The 17,418-nt window shown below is 67.6% G+C and carries 16 protein-coding genes; 8 read left to right on the forward strand and 8 right to left on the reverse strand.

Annotated features, from left to right (window positions below):
* Window positions 1–83 precede the first annotated feature (83 nt).
* The 5 genes from R5H30_RS17320 to R5H30_RS17340 all read left to right on the forward strand — a co-directional run bounded on the left by R5H30_RS17320 (window position 84) and on the right by R5H30_RS17340 (window position 7,688).
* Window positions 84–1,070 (forward strand): 2-hydroxyacid dehydrogenase, encoded by a 987-nt coding sequence (locus tag R5H30_RS17320; protein WP_318329828.1) that lies wholly within the window; start codon window positions 84–86, stop codon window positions 1,068–1,070.
* A gap of 28 nt (window positions 1,071–1,098) precedes the next feature.
* Entirely contained in the window at window positions 1,099–2,874 is a 1,776-nt protein-coding gene (ggt, locus tag R5H30_RS17325) for a gamma-glutamyltransferase (protein ID WP_318329829.1), read from the forward strand.
* Between the two features lie 26 nt (window positions 2,875–2,900).
* Complete coding sequence (locus R5H30_RS17330) at window positions 2,901–4,304, forward strand: FAD-binding oxidoreductase (protein ID WP_318329830.1); 1,404 nt, start codon at window positions 2,901–2,903, stop codon at window positions 4,302–4,304.
* 119 nt (window positions 4,305–4,423) lie between these two features.
* A complete protein-coding gene (locus R5H30_RS17335; protein WP_318329831.1) occupies window positions 4,424–6,913 on the forward strand; it encodes a GcvT family protein in 2,490 nt (829 codons plus the stop codon).
* A 151-nt stretch (window positions 6,914–7,064) separates the two neighbouring features.
* The gene (locus R5H30_RS17340) at window positions 7,065–7,688 is read left to right on the forward strand and encodes a Hint domain-containing protein (RefSeq protein WP_318329832.1); all 624 of its coding nucleotides are present in this window, start codon (window positions 7,065–7,067) and stop codon (window positions 7,686–7,688) included.
* 10 nt (window positions 7,689–7,698) lie between these two features.
* On the opposite strand, the gene R5H30_RS17345 is transcribed toward R5H30_RS17340, so the two are convergent.
* The 8 genes from R5H30_RS17345 to R5H30_RS17380 form a co-directional block, all read right to left on the reverse strand.
* Window positions 7,699–8,352, reverse strand: coding sequence for a DUF938 domain-containing protein (locus R5H30_RS17345; protein WP_318329834.1), 654 nt, complete (start codon window positions 8,350–8,352; stop codon window positions 7,699–7,701).
* Window positions 8,349–9,425 (reverse strand): NAD(P)/FAD-dependent oxidoreductase, encoded by a 1,077-nt coding sequence (locus R5H30_RS17350; RefSeq protein ID WP_318329835.1) that lies wholly within the window; start codon window positions 9,423–9,425, stop codon window positions 8,349–8,351. Before R5H30_RS17350 ends, R5H30_RS17345 begins: the two co-directional genes overlap by 4 nt.
* Entirely contained in the window at window positions 9,422–10,360 is a 939-nt protein-coding gene (locus R5H30_RS17355) for an aldo/keto reductase (RefSeq protein ID WP_318329836.1), read from the reverse strand. Before R5H30_RS17355 ends, R5H30_RS17350 begins: the two co-directional genes overlap by 4 nt.
* A gap of 46 nt (window positions 10,361–10,406) precedes the next feature.
* Complete coding sequence (locus R5H30_RS17360; RefSeq protein WP_318329837.1) at window positions 10,407–10,700, reverse strand: hypothetical protein; 294 nt, start codon at window positions 10,698–10,700, stop codon at window positions 10,407–10,409.
* Window positions 10,697–11,305, reverse strand: coding sequence for a glycerol-3-phosphate 1-O-acyltransferase PlsY (gene plsY / locus R5H30_RS17365; protein ID WP_318329838.1), 609 nt, complete (start codon window positions 11,303–11,305; stop codon window positions 10,697–10,699). The genes R5H30_RS17360 and plsY overlap by 4 nt, the downstream gene beginning before the upstream one ends.
* Window positions 11,305–12,591, reverse strand: a complete 1,287-nt coding sequence (pyrC, locus tag R5H30_RS17370) for a dihydroorotase (RefSeq protein WP_318329839.1) — start codon at window positions 12,589–12,591, stop codon at window positions 11,305–11,307. Before pyrC ends, plsY begins: the two co-directional genes overlap by 1 nt.
* A gap of 94 nt (window positions 12,592–12,685) precedes the next feature.
* Entirely contained in the window at window positions 12,686–13,228 is a 543-nt protein-coding gene (locus R5H30_RS17375) for a hypothetical protein (RefSeq protein ID WP_318329841.1), read from the reverse strand.
* Window positions 13,225–14,172, reverse strand: a complete 948-nt coding sequence (locus R5H30_RS17380) for an aspartate carbamoyltransferase catalytic subunit (protein ID WP_318329842.1) — start codon at window positions 14,170–14,172, stop codon at window positions 13,225–13,227. Before R5H30_RS17380 ends, R5H30_RS17375 begins: the two co-directional genes overlap by 4 nt.
* Before the next feature lie 180 nt (window positions 14,173–14,352).
* On the opposite strand from R5H30_RS17380, the gene R5H30_RS17385 reads away from it, so the two are divergent.
* The 3 genes from R5H30_RS17385 to R5H30_RS17395 all read left to right on the forward strand — a co-directional run bounded on the left by R5H30_RS17385 (window position 14,353) and on the right by R5H30_RS17395 (window position 17,418).
* The gene (locus R5H30_RS17385) at window positions 14,353–15,141 is read left to right on the forward strand and encodes a uracil-DNA glycosylase (protein ID WP_318329843.1); all 789 of its coding nucleotides are present in this window, start codon (window positions 14,353–14,355) and stop codon (window positions 15,139–15,141) included.
* Window positions 15,142–15,324: 183 nt separating this feature from the next.
* Complete coding sequence (gene moaB / locus R5H30_RS17390) at window positions 15,325–15,867, forward strand: molybdenum cofactor biosynthesis protein B (protein ID WP_318329844.1); 543 nt, start codon at window positions 15,325–15,327, stop codon at window positions 15,865–15,867.
* Between the two features lie 93 nt (window positions 15,868–15,960).
* Window positions 15,961–17,418 carry an efflux RND transporter periplasmic adaptor subunit gene (locus tag R5H30_RS17395; RefSeq protein WP_318329845.1) on the forward strand — a complete coding sequence of 486 codons (1,458 nt, stop codon included), beginning with the start codon at window positions 15,961–15,963 and terminating at the stop codon, window positions 17,416–17,418.

A 17,418-nucleotide genomic window follows, 5' to 3' on the forward strand; every position in this document is an offset into this window, starting at 1 on the left:
CGCGCGAGGTTCTTGTGCCTCGTCGCCACATTCGGCACGATGCCATGCAAGGACCGTATGCGCCAAGACCGAGGACGCCTTCCATGCCAAAACCGCGCCTGAGTGTTGTCGTGACGCGACGGTTGCCGGAGGTGGTCGAGACCCGGCTGGCTGAGCTTTTCGACGTCACGTTGCGCAGCGACGACGGAAAGATGACGCGTGCCGAACTGGCCGAGGCGATGAAGTCCGCCGACGTGCTGGTTCCGACGGTGACGGACGAGATCGACAGCGCGCTGATCGGACAGGCGGGTGGGCGGCTGAAGCTGATCGCGAACTACGGCGCAGGGGTCGATCACATTGACGTCGCGACCGCCCGGCAGCATGGCATACTGGTCTCGAACACGCCCGACGTGCTGACCGACGATACCGCCGACATGACCATGGCGCTGATCCTCGCCGTGGTGCGGCGCATGCCCGAGGGGCTTGCCGTGATGCAGACCGGCGACTGGTCGGGCTGGGCTCCGACCGCCTTTCTGGGCGGGCGGCTCGGCGGGCGGCGCCTGGGCATCCTCGGGATGGGCCGCATCGGGCAGGCGGTGGCACGTCGCGCGGCGGCCTTCGGGATGCAGGTGCACTACCACAACCGCCGGCGTCTGCGCAGCGAGACCGAGCAGGAGCTTGCCGCCACCTACTGGGAAAGCCTCGACCAGATGGTGGCGCGCATGGACATCCTGTCGATCAATTGCCCGGCGACGCCTTCGACTTTCCATCTGATGAACGCGCGGCGCCTGAAGCTGATGAAGCCCGAAGCCGTGATCGTGAACACCTCGCGCGGCGAGGTCATCGACGAGAACGCGCTCACCCGGATGTTGCGCGCTGGCGAGATCGCGGGGGCCGGGCTCGACGTCTTCGAACGCGGGCACGAGCTCAACCCGCGGCTGCGGGCGCAGAACAACGTGGTGCTACTGCCGCATATGGGCTCGGCCACCGTCGAAGGCCGGGTCGAGATGGGCGAGAAGGTGATCATCAACATCAAGACGTTCGACGACGGGCACCGGCCTCCGGACCAGGTGATCCCGTCGATGCTCTGACACGACGCTGACCAAAAGGAGTGAGACCATGCGCAAGACGGCAATTCTTCTGAACCTGGTGCTTGCGGGGATGGCGCACGCCCAGCAGGCGGCCGATGCGGTGGCGCCCGAAGGCGCGACGAGCGGGGCGTTCGAGACGCTGTCGCCCGAGGTCACCGAGGCTTTCGAGGCAAAGGATGCCGGTCGTCCGGTCGAAGCAGCGACCTGGATGGTTGCGGCGGCGAACCCGCATGCCGTCAAGGCCGGCGCAGACGTGCTGGCGAATGGCGGCACGGCTGCGGACGCGCTGGTTGCCGTCCAGGCGATGCTGGGCCTCGTGGAGCCGCAGTCTTCGGGCCTCGGCGGCGGCGCGTTCCTGGTCTGGTATGATGCCGCGACGGGCGAGATCACGACCCTCGACGGGCGCGAGACCGCGCCGCTGGCGGCGACACCGACGCTGTTCCAGAACGGTGGCGAGACGATGGACTTCATGTCCGCCGTTGTCGGCGGGCGTTCGGTCGGAACCCCCGGCACTCCGGCGCTGATGGAGGCGGTGCAGGCACGCTGGGGTACGCGCGACTGGCCCGAGCTTCTGCAACCCGCCATCGACCTTGCCGAGGCGGGCTTCACGGTCTCGCCGCGTCTTGCGCAACTCGTCGACGGCGACGTGACGGCGCTGTCGCTGCATGGTGCCACCAAGGACTATTTCATTCCCGACGGTGCGGCGGTCGTGGCTGGCGACACGCTGGTCAACCAACCCTACGCCGACACGTTGCGCGCCATGGCCGAAGGCGGGTCTGCGGCCTTCTACACCGGTGAGATCGCGGCAGATATCGTGGCGACCGTGCAGGGCGCGGGCTGGAACCCCGGGCTGCTGTCCGAGACCGACCTTGCCATCTACCAGGTCAAGGAACGCCCGCCGGTCTGTGTTACCTACCGCGCGCACGAGGTCTGCGGCATGGGTCCGCCCTCGTCGGGCGCGCTGACCGTCGGGCAAATCCTGGGGATGCTGGAAAGCTACGACCTCGGCGCCGGGCCGGACGATCTGGAGGTCCGCCGCCTGATCGGCGACGCCTCGCGCCTCGCCTTCGCCGACCGCGGTCGCTACATGGCCGATTCCGATTACGTTCCGATGCCGACCGCCGGGCTGGTCGACCCGTCCTACCTGTCGGATCGCGGACAGCTTCTGTCCGGTGACGACGCGCTGCCCGAGGTGAGCGCCGGCAACCCAGAGTTTGATCACGCGATGCTCTGGGGCGATGACGATGCCATCGAGTTTCCCTCGACCTCGCATGTCTCGATCGTCGACGCGCAGGGCAACGCGGTCTCGCTGACCACGACAATCGAAAGCGGCTTCGGCTCGCGCCTGATGGTGCGGGGGTTCCTGCTCAACAACGAGCTCACCGATTTTTCCTTCTCGACCCATGACGAAGGACGTCCCATCGCCAACCGGCTGGAACCTGGCAAGCGGCCGCGCTCGTCGATGTCGCCGACCATCGTGACCCGCGACGGTGCGCCGGTGCTGGTCATCGGCAGCCCGGGCGGCAGCCGCATCATCGGCTACGTGGCCGAGGCGATCATCGCGCATCTCGACTGGGGCATGGATGTGCAGCAGGCGGTTTCCGTGCCGCACGCGGTAAACCGGTTCGGGACCTACGACGTGGAAGAAGGCACCTCGGCCGCGGATCTGGAAACCGGGCTGGCCGAAATGGGCTTTGAAGTGAACGTCCGGGACTTGAACTCGGGCCTGCACGCGATATCCATCGGCGACGGGTTGAAAGGCGGTGCGGACCCGCGCCGCGAGGGGATCGCGCTGGGCGACTGACCCCGGCCACCCGAAGGGAGGATGACATGATCGAAGCGCTTGCGCTGCCGCGCAACGAGGACGGAATTTCCGCGGCCCTGGGTATCCTGAAACAGCGGTTTGGCGACCGGTTCCAGACCGGGCAGGCGATCCGCGACCAGCATGGCCACACCACCACCTGGATTCCGACCCAGGCGCCGGATGCCGTGGTCTTTCCCGACTCGACCGAGGAGGTGGCCGAGATCGTGAAGACCTGCGCCGAGTACCGCGTGCCGGTCATCGCCTATGGCACCGGCACCTCGCTCGAGGGTCATGTCAACGCGCCGGCGGGCGGTGTCTGCATCGATCTGACGCAGATGGACAAGGTGCTCGCCGTCAACGCCGGCGATCTCGACTGCCGGGTTCAGCCCGGTGTCACCCGCGAGGATCTCAACACCCATCTGCGCGATCAGGGTCTGTTCTTTCCCATCGACCCCGGCGCCAATGCCTCGCTCGGCGGGATGGCGGCGACCCGGGCTTCGGGCACCAACGCGGTGCGCTACGGCACCATGAAGGACAACGTCATCGCGCTCGAGGCGGTGATGCCGGACGGCACGGTGATCCGAACCGGCCAGCGCGCGCGTAAGTCCTCGGCGGGCTACGACCTGACGCGGCTGTTGGTCGGCGCGGAAGGCACGCTCGGCATCATCACCGAACTGACGCTGCGCCTGCAGGGCATACCCGAGGCGATCAGTGCGGCGCGATGTTCCTTTCCGTCGGTCCGGGATGCGGCGGAGGCGGTGATGGCCGTCATCCAGTACGGCGTACCGGTGGCCCGGATCGAACTGGTCGACACGCTGGCGATCAAGGCGTTCAACGCCTATTCCAAGCTCGATCTGCCCGAGACCTGCATGTTGCTGCTCGAGTTCCACGGCTCGGAAGCGGGCGTGGTCGAACAGGCCGAAACCTTCGGCGAGATCGCCAAGGAGACCGGCGGCACCGGCTATCAGGCGGCGACCACTCCGGAAGAGCGCAACCGCCTCTGGAAGGCGCGGCACGATGCCTACTGGGCGATCCGGCAGTTGCGGCCCGGGACGATGGGGATCTCGACCGACGTCTGCGTGCCGATCTCAAGGCTTGCCGAGTGCGTAGGCCAGGCGCGCGACAAGCTCGACGAATTGGGCCTGATCGGACCGATCGTGGGACATGCGGGCGACGGCAATTTCCACGTGGCCCTCTTGATCGACATGGAGGACGCGGACGAAGTCGCGCGCGCGGAAACCTATGTCGGCTGGCTCAACGAACTCGCGATCTCGATGGACGGCACCTGCACCGGCGAGCACGGGATCGGCCAGGGCAAGAAACCGTATCTGGTCAAGGAACTGGGACCGGCCACGCGTTTCATGTCGGCGATCAAGGTGGCGCTGGACCCCGACAACATCATGAACCCGGGAAAGATTCTGCCTGACTGACCGAGCCCACGCGAAAGGCGCATGTCGCTTTCCCGCCATGACTGGTCGGGCGAGTTTTGCGCGGCTCGACTGCAGGCGCTAATGCTGGCGCAATTCGGTCACCGGGAAAGGCGCGCGTCATGAAAACCCAAGTCAAGGCTCTGGTCGTGGGCGGCGGCGCTGTCGGCACCTCGATTGCCTACCACCTCGCGAAAGCCGGCTGGGAGGATGTGATGCTGCTGGAGCGCGACGAGCTGACCAGCGGCAGCACCTGGCACGCGGCGGGGCTTTTGCCCTATTTCAACATGTCCTACGCGACGACCCACATCCACGACTATTCGATCAAGTTTTACAAGGCGCTGGAAGAGGAGACCGGGCTCAACGCCGGGTTCTTCGTGGTCGGCAACCTGCGCATGGCGCAGTCGAAGGCGCGCATGGACGAGTACATGCTCTATGCCTCGACCGCCGAGACCTGCGGCGTGCCTTACGAGTGGATGAGCCCGGCGCAGATCAAGGAACGCTGGCCGTTGCTGCGCACGGAAGACCTCGAAGGGGCGATCTACCATCCGACGGACGGCTACATAAACCCCGCCGACGTGACGATGGCGATGGCCAAGGGCGCGCGCCAGCATGGCGCCACCATCGAGCGCAAATGGCAGGTCGATGGCTATGCCTGGGCCGGCGATCACTGGGACGTCACCTGCACCAGGATGGTCGAGAAGGGCGGTAATCTCGTACCCTCAGACGAACAGATCGTGATCTCCGCCGAGCATGTCGTGACCGCGACCGGCAACCATGCACAGCGCACCGCGCGGCTTCTTGGCATCAAGATGCCCGCCATCCCGGTCGAGCATCAGTATATAGTCACCGAACCCGATCCGGCGCTGGTCGAATGGCGCAAGACCAACGAACAGCATCCAGTGCTGCGCGACGCGGACGCCAAGTGGTACGTGCGCGAGGAACGCGGCGGCTGGATCCTCGGGCCCTACGAGCGCAACGCGCCGGCGCGGTTCCTCTACGACGTTCCCGAAAGCTTCCGGGCCGACCTCTTCCCGCTTGATCTGGAGCGGATCGAGGAGGAGTACATGTCGATGATCCACCGTATTCCGTCCTCCGAGGAGGTCGGGCTGAAAGACGATTACAACGGCCCGATCTGCTACACGCCGGACGGCAACCCGCTGATTGGCCCGGCGCCGGGGCTGCGCAACATGTGGCTGGCCGAGGGCTTTTCCTTCGGCATCACCGCCGCGGGCGGGGCGGGGTACTACCTGGCGCAGATGATGGTCGCGGGGGAGGCCGAGATCGACATGGCCTCGCTCGATCCCAAGCGGTTCGGCGGCTGGATGACGACCGAGTACGCGGCGCGCAAGAACGAGGAAGCCTACGAGCACGTCTACATCCTGCATCATCCCGACGAAGAGCGTCCGGCCTGCAGACCTCTGCGCACGTCGCCTGCCTACGACCGTCAGAAGGCACGCGGCGCGCAGTTCGGACAGGTCAACGGCTGGGAGCGGCCGAACTATTTCGCGCCCGAAGGCTTCGACGACCACGACGGCCGCAGCTTCCGGCGCGGCGGATGGTGGCAATACGCGGTCGAGGAAGCGCAGGCGATCCGCAAAGGCGTTGGGCTGATCGACGCCACCGCCTTCACCAAGCATGTCGTGCGCGGACCGGGAGCGACCCAGTTTCTCGACTGGTTCACCTGCAACCGGCTGCCGAAGGTCGGGCGCATCAACCTGACCTATGCGCTCACCTCGCATGGCACGACGCGCACCGAATACACCATCGTGCGGCTGGCCGAGGACGAATACTATCTCGTCTCCGCCGGCGCGTGGACGGCCTACGACGGCGACTATCTGCGCAAGGCCATCGGGGACAAGCGCGAAGCATTCGGCTGGATCGACTGCCATGACGTGACGACCCAATGGGGTGTCTTCGCGATTGCCGGACCGAAATCCCGCGACGTGCTGCAATCGCTGGTGCGCGATGCCGACGCCTCCACGGTGCTGTCGAACAAACGCTTTCCGTGGCTTTCCATGCGCGACATCGAGCTCGGCATGGTCCCGGTGAGGGCGATCCGCGTGGCCTATACCGGAGAGCTTGGCTGGGAATTGCACCACCCCATCGAGATGCAGAATCATCTTTTCGACGCGCTGATGGCGGCGGGCGCGGAGCATGGGCTGCAACTGGTCGGCGCTCGCGCGCAGAACTGGCTGCGGCAGGAAAAGAGCTACCGCGCCTTCGGCACCGAACTGGGTCGCGACGCGACCCCGCTCGAAGCCGACCTGCCGCGTTTTGTCGATCTCGAGAAGGACTTTCACGGCAAGGATGCGATGGTCGAAACCGGGGTGCGCAGCAAGTGCGTGACGGTTCTGATCGACGGGCCGGAAGATGCCGATCCCTGGGGCCGCGAGGCGCTTTATGACGGCGAAACCCGCGTCGGGCGCCTGACCTCCGGCGGCTACTCGGTGCATTTCGGCAAGAGCATCGGCATGGGCTACGTCACCCCGGATCGCGCGACGCCCGGCACGCGGCTCAAGGTCCGCATGTTCGACGCGCTCTGGGACGCCGAGGTGGTCGAGGACAGCCCCTACGATCCGAAGAACGAAGCGATCCGCAAGGACGGTTGACCCTGACAGGTATCGCCGGCGCGCGCCCGAAAGGGGCGCCGGCAGTTCAAATCGGGCGCAACTTGCCACAATCCGGCATCGAATCTCCCCATTTCCGCCCCACTGTTTCGGGACGATGAGTCGATCACGGGCGCAAAGCGGGGCAAGGCCGATGAGCTACCAGGGAAAATTCGCGGTCTCCGAACTGGTGCAACCGACCTTCACGGGCGGTATCGCTGAAGGGGCCAATCTGCGCACCCCCTGCGGGTTGCGCCGGATCGAGATCATCCGCCCGGGCGACCTGATCGTGACCCGCAGCGGCCTCGAGCCCGTGCAGATGGTGTGGAGACGCCGCGTGGCGGTAACGCCGGACACCGCGCCGATCTGCCTCAAACCGCGCGCCGTCGGACCAATGATGCCGCAGCGCGACCTCATGCTGGCCCCCGACCACCGGGTGCTGATCCCCGGCTTCCGCCTGCTTGGCGTACCCGACGAGACCGCGATGCTGACCGAGGCGCGCCGCATCGCCGGCACCAGCGACGCGGTCTATGTCGACATGTCGTGTGAAAGCGTCACCTACTACCAGCTTGTCTTCGACCGTCACCTCGTTCTGATGGCCAACGGTCTGCCGGTGGAAAGCTTCCTGCCCGATGAGGCGGCTATCGCGGCTTTGGGCGGCGAGATGCGCACCGCGCTCGAGGCGCGGTATCCGTGCCTGCGCAGCGAACCCGACGCCTATCCCGGCGCGCAGTTCCCGATCGCGACCGAGGTCGAATATCTGCCATTCCACGCCTGAACCACGGCCCTTAGCCGCGTTGCGCCACCATGGCGAGGTTGTTCGCCGGCATCTCGACCTGCACCACCGAGAGCCCCTCGGAATTCAGCCATTTCTCGACCAGGGCGTCGTCCTTGTAACCGATGTCCGGATCGGCGGCGCGCAGTCCGGCGTCGAACTGCACGTCCCCTTCGCTGGTCAGGCGCCCGTTACGCTTGAATGGCCCGTAGACCAGCAGGATGCCGCCCGGACCGACCGCCGAGGCGGCCTCGCGCGCAACGGTCTCGGCTTCGGCGCCCGAGATCAGGTGCAGCAGGTTGACAAGAACGACCAGGTCGAACGCGCCGGCCTTGCGACCCCAGCTCGGTGTTGCGGCATCGAGCCGGCGCGCCTGTTCGACATTGCCCAGCCGCGCTTCGGCGACATAGGCATCGATGCTGGCCAGGCGATCCTCGGCGAGGTCGGTGGGCTGAAACACCATGTCGGGCATCGCACGGGCGAAGGCGACGACATGCTGACCGGTGCCCGACGCGATCTCGAGCGCACGCCCGCTGCGCGGCGCATGCTTGAGCAGCAGGTGCGTGATCGGCTCGGCATTGCGGTCGGCGGAGGGCGCGTGCAGCTTTGCGCTGCCGGACGGGTCCGGGTTGGCGACGCTGGCCTGCGGCGGCAGCGCCCGGCTCATGCGAACCGTCCCGGTGCAAGCGCCGCGACGGTGCCGGCGTCGACTTCGGGCGGGCGGCCCATCACGAGATCGGCCACAAGTTGCGAAGCGGCCGGTGCGGACTGGAAGCCGTAGCCGCCCTGCCCGGCGCACCAGACGAATTCCGGCACTGTCGCATCACGCCCCAGCACCAGCCCACGATCGGGGGAAAAGCTGCGCAACCCGGCCCAGCTTGCCAGCAGACGGGTGACGGGCACGGTGACCAGTTCCTCGTAACGCGCGAGTCCCTCCGCCAGGGTCAGGTCCTCGGGCCAGGCGTCGTGCGGTTCGACCGCGTCCTCGTCGGCAGGCGAGACCAGCAGCGCCCCGGCATCGGGCTTGGCATACCAGGTCTCGCCGGTCCCGAAGAACATTGGCCATTGCTTCACGTCGTGATCGCCCGGGGCCGGAATGCGTGCCATCGAGCGGCGGTGCGGAACGATGCCCACCGGAGCAACGCCCGCCATGCGGGCGATGCCGTCGGCCCAGGCACCCGCGGCATTGACGAGAAGCGGCGCCGCGTAGCTCTCTTCGCCGCAGCTGACGCGCCAGGTGCCGCCATCCCGGGCGATGCCATCGACCTGTGCGCCGGTGCGCACCTCGCCGCCGCCGGCCCGGATGTCACGGGCGAAATCCTGCATCAGCCGGTCGGTGTCGATGTCGTACGCCGCACCGTCATAGCCGGCGAAGGCCACCTTTTCCGGGTCGAGCACCGGCACCATCGCAACCGCCTCGGCGGGCGAGATTTGCTGGATCTGCATGGTCTCGAGATCCGTCTCGAAGGCGTCCCGCTCGTCGGCGCGCCCGAGCACCATGAAGCCGCGCGGCGACAGGTAGCCGCCATTGGCGGTGGCGTGGTAATCCGCGCTGGCCCGGTTCAGCGCGATGGTCGAGGGTTTGCCGTAATTTTCCTCAAACAGCGCCGCCGACCGGCCCGAAGCGTGGTAGCCTGTTGCCTTTTCCGCTTCGAGCAGCGTCACTCTCGCGTCCGCCGATAGCCGCGCAGCCGCCGAGAGGCCGGCGATACCGCCGCCGATGACGATGATGTCGCTCATGCCTGCTCTTCGATCCGGTCGGTTGCGGGCGGCGGAGTCGGGCTGAGCGCCGAAAGCCTTTCGTAAAGATCTTCCGGCAGCACGTAGTCGAGCGCCGCCAGCGAGGGTGCGAGCTGTTCGGTCGAGCGTGCCGAGATGATCGGCGTCGGCCCGGCCGGATGGGCTGCGGCCCAGGCGACCGCCAGCGTTTCCGGTGCGGTGCCCACCTCTTCCGCGATCTGCGACAGGCCTTGCGCGGCCTCGTGCATCCAGTCGTGCCCGTAGCGCTTGGCGTAGCGGTCGTCGCTGGTCAGCCGTCCACTGCCGCCGGTCGCATACTTGCCGGTCAGAAGCCCGCCGCCCAGCGGCGAATAGGGCGCGCAGGCGACGCCCTGGTCGGCACACATAGGCAGGATTTCCACCTCGGCCTGGCGTTTCACGAGGTTGTACATCGGCTGCATGATGTCGATGGAAAGGTCGTATTCCGCGGCGATCCTGATCGCCTTCATCACCTGCCAGGCGGCGAAATTCGACACGCCGATGTAGCGGATGTGACCTTTGGCCTTGAGCTCGGCGAAGGTTTCGAGGCTTTCGTGCAGGTCGGTGTCCGGATCGAACCGGTGCATGTAGAGCACGTCGAGCGTGTCGAGTTGCAGACGCTGCCGCGACACCTCGCAAGACTGCAGGATGTTGTCGCGCCCCGCGCCGCCGTCATAGGCCGCCTTGGTCGCGATCACCAGCCGTTCGCGCTGCGCGCCGATCATGGTGCCGAGCAGGGTCTCGGATGCGCCCTTGGTGTAGACGTAGGCGGTGTCGAAATGGGTGATCTCGGCGTCGATGCAGGCCTCGAACATCGCGCGCGAGGCGGCTTCGTCGGCATTACCTCCGAACTGCATGGTGCCGAAGGCGAGGCGGCTCGCCGGGGTTCCGTCGGGGCTGGTGAGATGCGTGCTCATGGCCGAATTGGTGGCATGGCGGGCAGGGGGGTGCAATGGCTGCCGGTCATTTCGGCCCCGCCGCGTCGCGCCGGTCCGGCACGAAGGCTTCGAGAAAGCGCAGCACGCGCTCGGGCGTCGTTTCGCAAGGGAAAAGGCGCGGTCCGGCCGCGGTGAGGTAGAGGTTGAGCGAGAGCCGGTCCGGACCGCCGAGTTGGGACGCGACCAGTTTCAGCGAGCGTCCCTTGGCATGGCGGGTGATCTCGACGCGATAGGGTTTGCCGGCAGCCGACCCCTTGAGGTGCCCGGCGGGCAGGGCGGCGATCAGCGCTTCGGCCCGCGCCGCCTGCGGATCGGTCAAGACTTGCGGCCGATCCTGGGCTCTGTGCCTGCGCGGATGCGGGCGATGTTGCCGGAATGCCGCCACCAGACCAGCGCCGCCAGCAGGATGCCGAGCACAAGCGCCTGAGCAAACCCGAGAACCAGCAGAAGCGGGATCGACGTCGCGGAAGCGGTCAACGCGCCAACCGAGGAAATCTTCGACAGGAAGGCCCCGGCAAGCCAGGCGAGGCAGCAGGCAAGGCCCACCGGCCAGGCGAGCGCCAGCATGATCCCGAGAAAGGTGGCAACGCCCTTGCCGCCCTTGAACCCCAGCCAGACCGGGAAGCAATGGCCCAGCATGGCCGCCAGCCCGGCGAGTTGCGCCGCGTCCTCGCCCGCCGCGGCCCGGGCGAGCAGAACCGCCACCGCACCCTTGGCGCCGTCGAGAACGAGCGTCAGCGCGGCCGCGGTCTTGTTGCCGGTGCGCAGGACGTTCGTGGCCCCGATGTTGCCTGACCCGATCTCGCGCAGGTTGCCCAGGCCCATGATCCGCGCCAGTACCATGCCGAAGGGGATCGAGCCCAGCAGGTAGCCGAGACCGGCCCAGAGCAGGAGGATTGTCGCGGGGCTGTCAAAGATCGGCATCAATTGGCCTCGTAGACGCGGGCGCCGGCGACCCAGGTGCCGAGCACGCGGCCCTGCATCCGGGCGCCGTCGAACGGCGTGTTGCGGGATTTCGAACGCAGCGTGGCGCGGTCGAGCACGAAGGGCGCGTCGGGGTCGAACAGAACGAGGTCGGCGGGCGCTCCGGGTGCCATACGCCCGCCGGGCAAGCCCAGCCGGCGCGCCGGGTTCAGCGACATGGCGCGCCAGAGCGCGGGAAGTTCGATCAGCCCGGCGTGGTGCAGGCGCATGGCCGCGGGAAGGAAGGTTTCGAGCCCGACGGCGCCAGAAGCGGCTTCCTCGAAGGGCAGGCGCTTGCTTTCCTCGTCCTGCGGCGTGTGCATCGACGAGATCACGTCGATCAGCCCGGAGGCCACCGCTTCGGCCACGGCAAGCCGGTCGTCCTCGTCCCGCAGCGGCGGCTTCAGTTTGAAGAAGGTGCGGTAGTCGGCGATGTCGAGCGCGTTCAGGGTCAGGTGGTGGATCGAGGTGCCGGCGGTGACGTCGAGCCCGTTGCGCTTGGCGCGCTCGAGCGCGGGCAGGGCGCGTGCGGTGGTGATCTGGTCGAAGTGGTAGCGCGCGCCGGTCATCTCGATCAGGGCCACGTCGCGATCGAGCGCCATGCGCTCGGCCATTGGCGACACCGCCGGCAGGCCGCGTAGCGAGGCGAACTTGCCCGAGGTCGCGACGGACCCTACCGAAAGACCCGGGTCCTGGGGGTGTGCGACGACAAGCGCGCCAAGCGCCCGCGCGTAGGAAAGCGCCCGCGACAGCACCTTGGTATCGGTAACGACACGGTCGCAGTCGGTGAAGGCGACGGCACCGGCATCCATCAGGAACCCGATCTCGGTCATCTCGCGGCCCGCGCGTCCCTTGGTCAGCGCCGCCATCGGCGCGACGTTCACCGGCGTCGCCTCGCGCGCGCGCCGGGTGACGAACTCCAGCGTTTCGGGGTTGTCGATGGCCGGCAGGGTGTCGGGGCGGGTCACGATGGTCGTGACGCCCCCCGCAGCGGCGGCGAGGCCCACCGAACGATAGCTTTCCTTGTGACGCTCGCCAGGTTCGCAGACCTTGACCCCGAGATCGACGATTCCGGGCGCGAGGTGCCGCCCGGCGCAGTCGATCACCCGCCCGCTGCCGCCGCCGTCGCCTTCGCCTTTGGGCAGAAGCCCGGCGATGCATCCGTCCTCGACCCTGAGGCCGCCGGCCCGGATCGTTCCGGCCTCGGGATCGACGAGCCAGGCGTTCACGAAACTGAGCGCACTCATGCGCCGACCCAGAGCATCAGCCCGACGACGCCGAAAGCCACGAGCAGGGCCACCATCGCGACGCGACCCGACATTTTCGGGTCCTTCGGTTCCTTCATGCCAGCAGCCACCAGAGCAAAAGTACGATCCCGGCCGCGATGGCCATGACCACGAGCGCGCTGCCGGCGCGTCCGCGCGGCGCGGTGGGAGGGGTCTGTCCGGGTGTCCCGCTGAAGGGCTTGGCGCTTTCCGCAGTCACAGGCGCGCCCGCAAGGTCCGGCTGGAACTCGGAATAGGTGCCGATCAGCGTCACGTCTTGCCCGGGGTCGAGCCGCGCCGCCTTGCCGTCGAAACTGTCGGAAAACACCAGCAGCACGTAGCCGTCGAGCGCCTCGAGTCGCGTCCGATCGCGGGCCAGTTGCGCCTCTTCGACAGCATAGCCGTCCGCGAGGTACCCGGCCAGCCCGACGCCCTCGAGATCGGAGACCGCGAACAGCTCGGCGCCCGAGGTGTCGAGGCCAGGCGCGCCCAGAAGTTCGGCGGCCAGCGCCTCTTTCGGGGTGGTCTTGAGGGTGGCGGCAACCTCGAGTGCCGACCGGTTGACCGCGAAGACGCGGATCACGCCCCTTTCGTTCTTCGGAATGTCGATCTGGCTCATGCCGCTCCTTTCCGTTGCGCACGAAGGTTACGCGCCAAGAGGTCCATCCCCGCCATCCGAACCGCCACGCCCATCTCGACCTGGTCCTGGATGACCGAGCGGTTGATGTCGTCGGCGATCGTGCCGTCGATCTCGACGCCGCGGTTCATCGGGCCTGGATGCATCACGATAGCCTCGGGGCTGGCGTTGGCCAGTTTCTCAGCGTCGAGCCCGTAGCGGTGAAAATACTCGCGCTCGGACGGGATGAAGCCGCCGTCCATGCGTTCCTTCTGCAGTCGCAGCATCATCACGACGTCGACGTCCTTCAGCCCCTCGGCCATGTCGTCGAAGACCTCGCAACCGAACTCGGCGATGCCTGCCGGCATCAGCGTCGGCGGCCCGATCAGACGCACTCGGTTTTCCATCTTGCCCAGCAGGATGATGTTCGAGCGCGCCACGCGCGAATGCGCGATGTCGCCGCAGATCGCGATCGAAAGCCGATGCAGGCGCCCTTTCGCGCGCCGGATCGTCAAAGCGTCGAGCAGGGCCTGCGTGGGGTGTTCGTGCCGCCCGTCGCCGGCGTTGAGCACGGCGCAGTTGACCTTCTGGGCCAGAAGGTCCACCGCACCCGACTGCGGATGACGCACCACCAGAAGGTCGGGGTGCATCGCGTTGAGCGTGAGCGCCGTGTCGATCAACGTCTCGCCCTTATTGATCGAGCTGGCCTGCATGGCCATGTTCATCACGTCCGCGCCGAGCCGCTTGCCGGCGATCTCGAAACTCGCCTGCGTGCGGGTCGAGTTCTCGAAAAACATGTTGATCTGGGTGAGCCCGGCCAGCGCGTCGGCGTGCTTGTTCGGCTGGCGGTTGAGCGCCACGTAGCTGTCGGCGAGATCGAGGAGGGTCGCGATCTCCTCAGGGCGGAGATGTTCGATTCCCAGAAGGTGCCGGTGGGCGAATGTCATGCGGCCGAAAACCCCTCGTGCGTTTGCGTGGTTTATATCAGCGCGGGGTCGACGGGCAAGGCGGTGAAGCGCGCTGGCGCGCGCTGCCTCCGGCGGGGATATTTGAAAACCAGAGAGGGGCGCATTCCGCATCGTCGTTTGGCATTCTATCCCGGGGCGCACGGGTCTAGTCTGCGATGCATGGAATCGATGGATTATCATTCGGCGCTGGCGCTGCTGGAATGGCAGGTCGAACTGGGCGCCTCCGAGGCGATCGGTGACGCGCCGGTCGACCGCTACGCGTTGCCGTCGGTTCAGCCGCGGCCGGCGCGTGACCCGGCCTCCAGGACCGCCGGGACTTCCGCCGCCCCGGAGCCGGCGGCAGAGCTCGTCGATCCGGTGGCCGAGGCGCGCGGGGCCGCAGCCGCGGCGGGCTCGCTCGAGGCGCTGCGGGCGGCTATGGCGGAGTATCCGCATTGCGACCTGCGCCGGGGTGCGCGCAACCTCGTGTTCTCGGACGGCCTGCCGGGGGCGCGGGTGATGGTGGTGGGCGAGGCCCCGGGACGCGAGGAGGACCGTGCCGGCAGGCCCTTCGTGGGCCGGGCGGGGCAGCTTCTCGACCGGATGCTGGCCGCGATCGGGCTGGGGCGGAGCCTTGACGAGGCGCCGGTCTACATCGCCAACGTGTTGCCCTGGCGCCCGCCGCAGAACCGCGACCCGAGACCCGAGGAGATCGCGATGATGCAGCCCTTTCTCGAACGACACATCGAGCTGGCGGCGCCGGAGCTGCTGGTAGTGATGGGCAATATCTCGTGCCAGGCGCTGCTGGGACGACGCGGTATCACGCGCCTGCGCGGAACCTGGAGCGAAGCACAGGGGCTGCCTGCGATGCCGATGTTCCACCCCGCCTACCTGCTGCGCAACCCGTCGGCCAAGCGCGCGGCCTGGGCCGACCTGCTCGAAGTCAAGGCGCGCCTGGGCGATGGTTGACCCGGTTATGCTCGTCGCCGTCGTGCCGGCGGCCCTTGCGCTTAACCTTGCGCCGGGGGGCCATGGTCAACGGGAACCCGGCGGGTGGCGGGCTCGGGGCGCGGCTTGCCAGGGAGTGCCGGGTTCTAAGCGGAAACTTCGCCGGCCCGTCACCGCGGCTTGCGCTGCTGGAAAGGAGTTGACATGAGCCGGATCGACGACAGCCGGGAGTTCATTGCTGTCCGCATCGCGGTGCTGACGGTCTCGGACACGCGCGGACCCGGCGAGGACCGGTCAGGCGACGTGCTGGCAAACCGGATCGCCGAGGCGGGCCACGTGCTTGCCGACCGGCGCATCGTGGTGGATGACCGCCAGCGCATCGGCGAGCAGTTGCGCGCCTGGATCGCCGATGAGGACGTCGACGTCGTGATTTCGACTGGTGGCACCGGGCTGACCGGGCGCGACGTGACGGTGGAGGCGCATCGCGACGTCTACGAAAAGGAGATCGACGCCTTCGGGACAGTCTTCACGCTTGTCTCGATGCAGAAGATCGGCACCAGCGCGGTGCAGAGCCGGGCCACCGGCGGCGTGGCGGGCGGCACCTATCTCTTCGCGCTGCCGGGCAGTCCGGGGGCCTGCAAGGATGCCTGGGACGAAATCCTGAAACTGCAGCTCGACTACCGGCACCGGCCCTGCAACTTCGTCGAGATCATGCCGCGTCTCGACGAGCACAGGCGACGGAAGTAACCGCGCCGCGCGTAGAAAGGGCGGAAGGGCACATGCCGTGCCTTTCCCGAGGGTTATCTGGTACACTTCCATCGTGCGAGGATTGAACGTGACATGAGGTTCCTGCGCCAGAGCATGATCGGCCTTTTCCTGGCGGCGGCGACGCTGGGCCTGCTGATCTATGCAGTGCAGATCGTGGCCAGCGCCGTGCAGACACGGCTGTCGGAGGAAACCGCGGCTCCGCCGCCGCGCGAGCGGGTGTTCACGGTCAACGTGGTGACCGCCGAACTGACCAATATCGCGCCGGTGCTGCAATCCTTCGGCGAGGTGCAGTCGCGGCGCACGCTCGAGTTGCGCGCGGCGGTGGCCGGGCGGGTGGTCGACCTGTCAGAAAGCTTCGAGGACGGTGGCCGCGTTCGGGCCGGCGACGTGCTGATGCGCATCGATCCGGCGGACATGCAATCGGCGCTCGACCGGCTCGGCGCCGATCTCGCCGATGCCGAGGCCGAGGTGCGCGAGGCCGACCGTGCATTGGCACTGGCCGGGGACGAGCTCTCCGCCGCCGAAGCTCAGGCCACGCTGCGCCAGAACGCCTATCGCCGTCAGAGCGACCTCGCGGAGCGCGGTGTCGGCACGACCGCGGCCGTCGAAGAGGCGGAACTCGCCGCCGCCTCGGCGCGGGCGGCGGTGCTGGCGGTGCGCCAGCAGGTCGATGCGGCCGCGGCCCGTGTCGATCAGTCGGAGACGCGGCTCGCCCGGGCGGAGATCGACCTTGCCGAAGCCCGGCGTGACCTTGAGGATGCGGTTCTTGAGGCGCCGTTCGACGGCACGCTGAGCGAGACGACGGTGATCGCCGGGCGGCTGGTGTCTGTGAACGAGAAGGTGGCGGACCTGATCGACCCGGACGATCTCGAGGTGTCCTTCAGGGTCTCGACCGCGCAATACGCCCGGCTTCTGGACACCGAGGGTGGGCTGCTGCGGTCCGAGGTGACAGCTTTCCTGGACGTAACGGGCGTCGATCTGCAGGCGACCGGACGCATCAGCCGGGTATCCGCCGGGGCGGGCGCCGGCCAGACCGGGCGGCTGGTCTTTGCACGCCTCGAGCAGGCACCGGGTTTCCGACCCGGAGATTTCGTTACAGTGAACGTGCGCGAACCGGAAATGCGCGGCGTCGTGCGATTGCCGTCCTCGGCACTGGGATCGGAGAGCACCCTGCTGGTTCTTTCCGGCGCGGACCGCCTCGAATCCGTCCCGGTCGAGCTCTTGCGGCGACAGGGCGATGACGTGCTCGTGCGCGGCGAAGGTCTTGCCGGGCGCGAGGTGGTGATCACGCGATCGCCTCTGCTCGGACCGGGGATCAAGGTGCGCCCGGTCCGCCCCGAAGGCGAGGCCGCACCCGATACCGCGGAGATGGTCGAACTGAGCGATGAGCGCCGCGCGCGGCTCGTGGCCTTCATCGAGGGCAATCCGCAAATGCCCGAGGACGCCAAGGCGCGGGTTCTGGCGCAGCTTGCCGAACCGATGGTTCCCGCGCAGATGATCGAACGTATCGAAAGCCGGATCGGCGGCTGA

The sequence above is a fragment of the Roseobacter sp. FCG-D35 genome (assembly GCF_033436665.1).
Lineage (GTDB): Bacteria > Pseudomonadota > Alphaproteobacteria > Rhodobacterales > Rhodobacteraceae > JAWQFO01.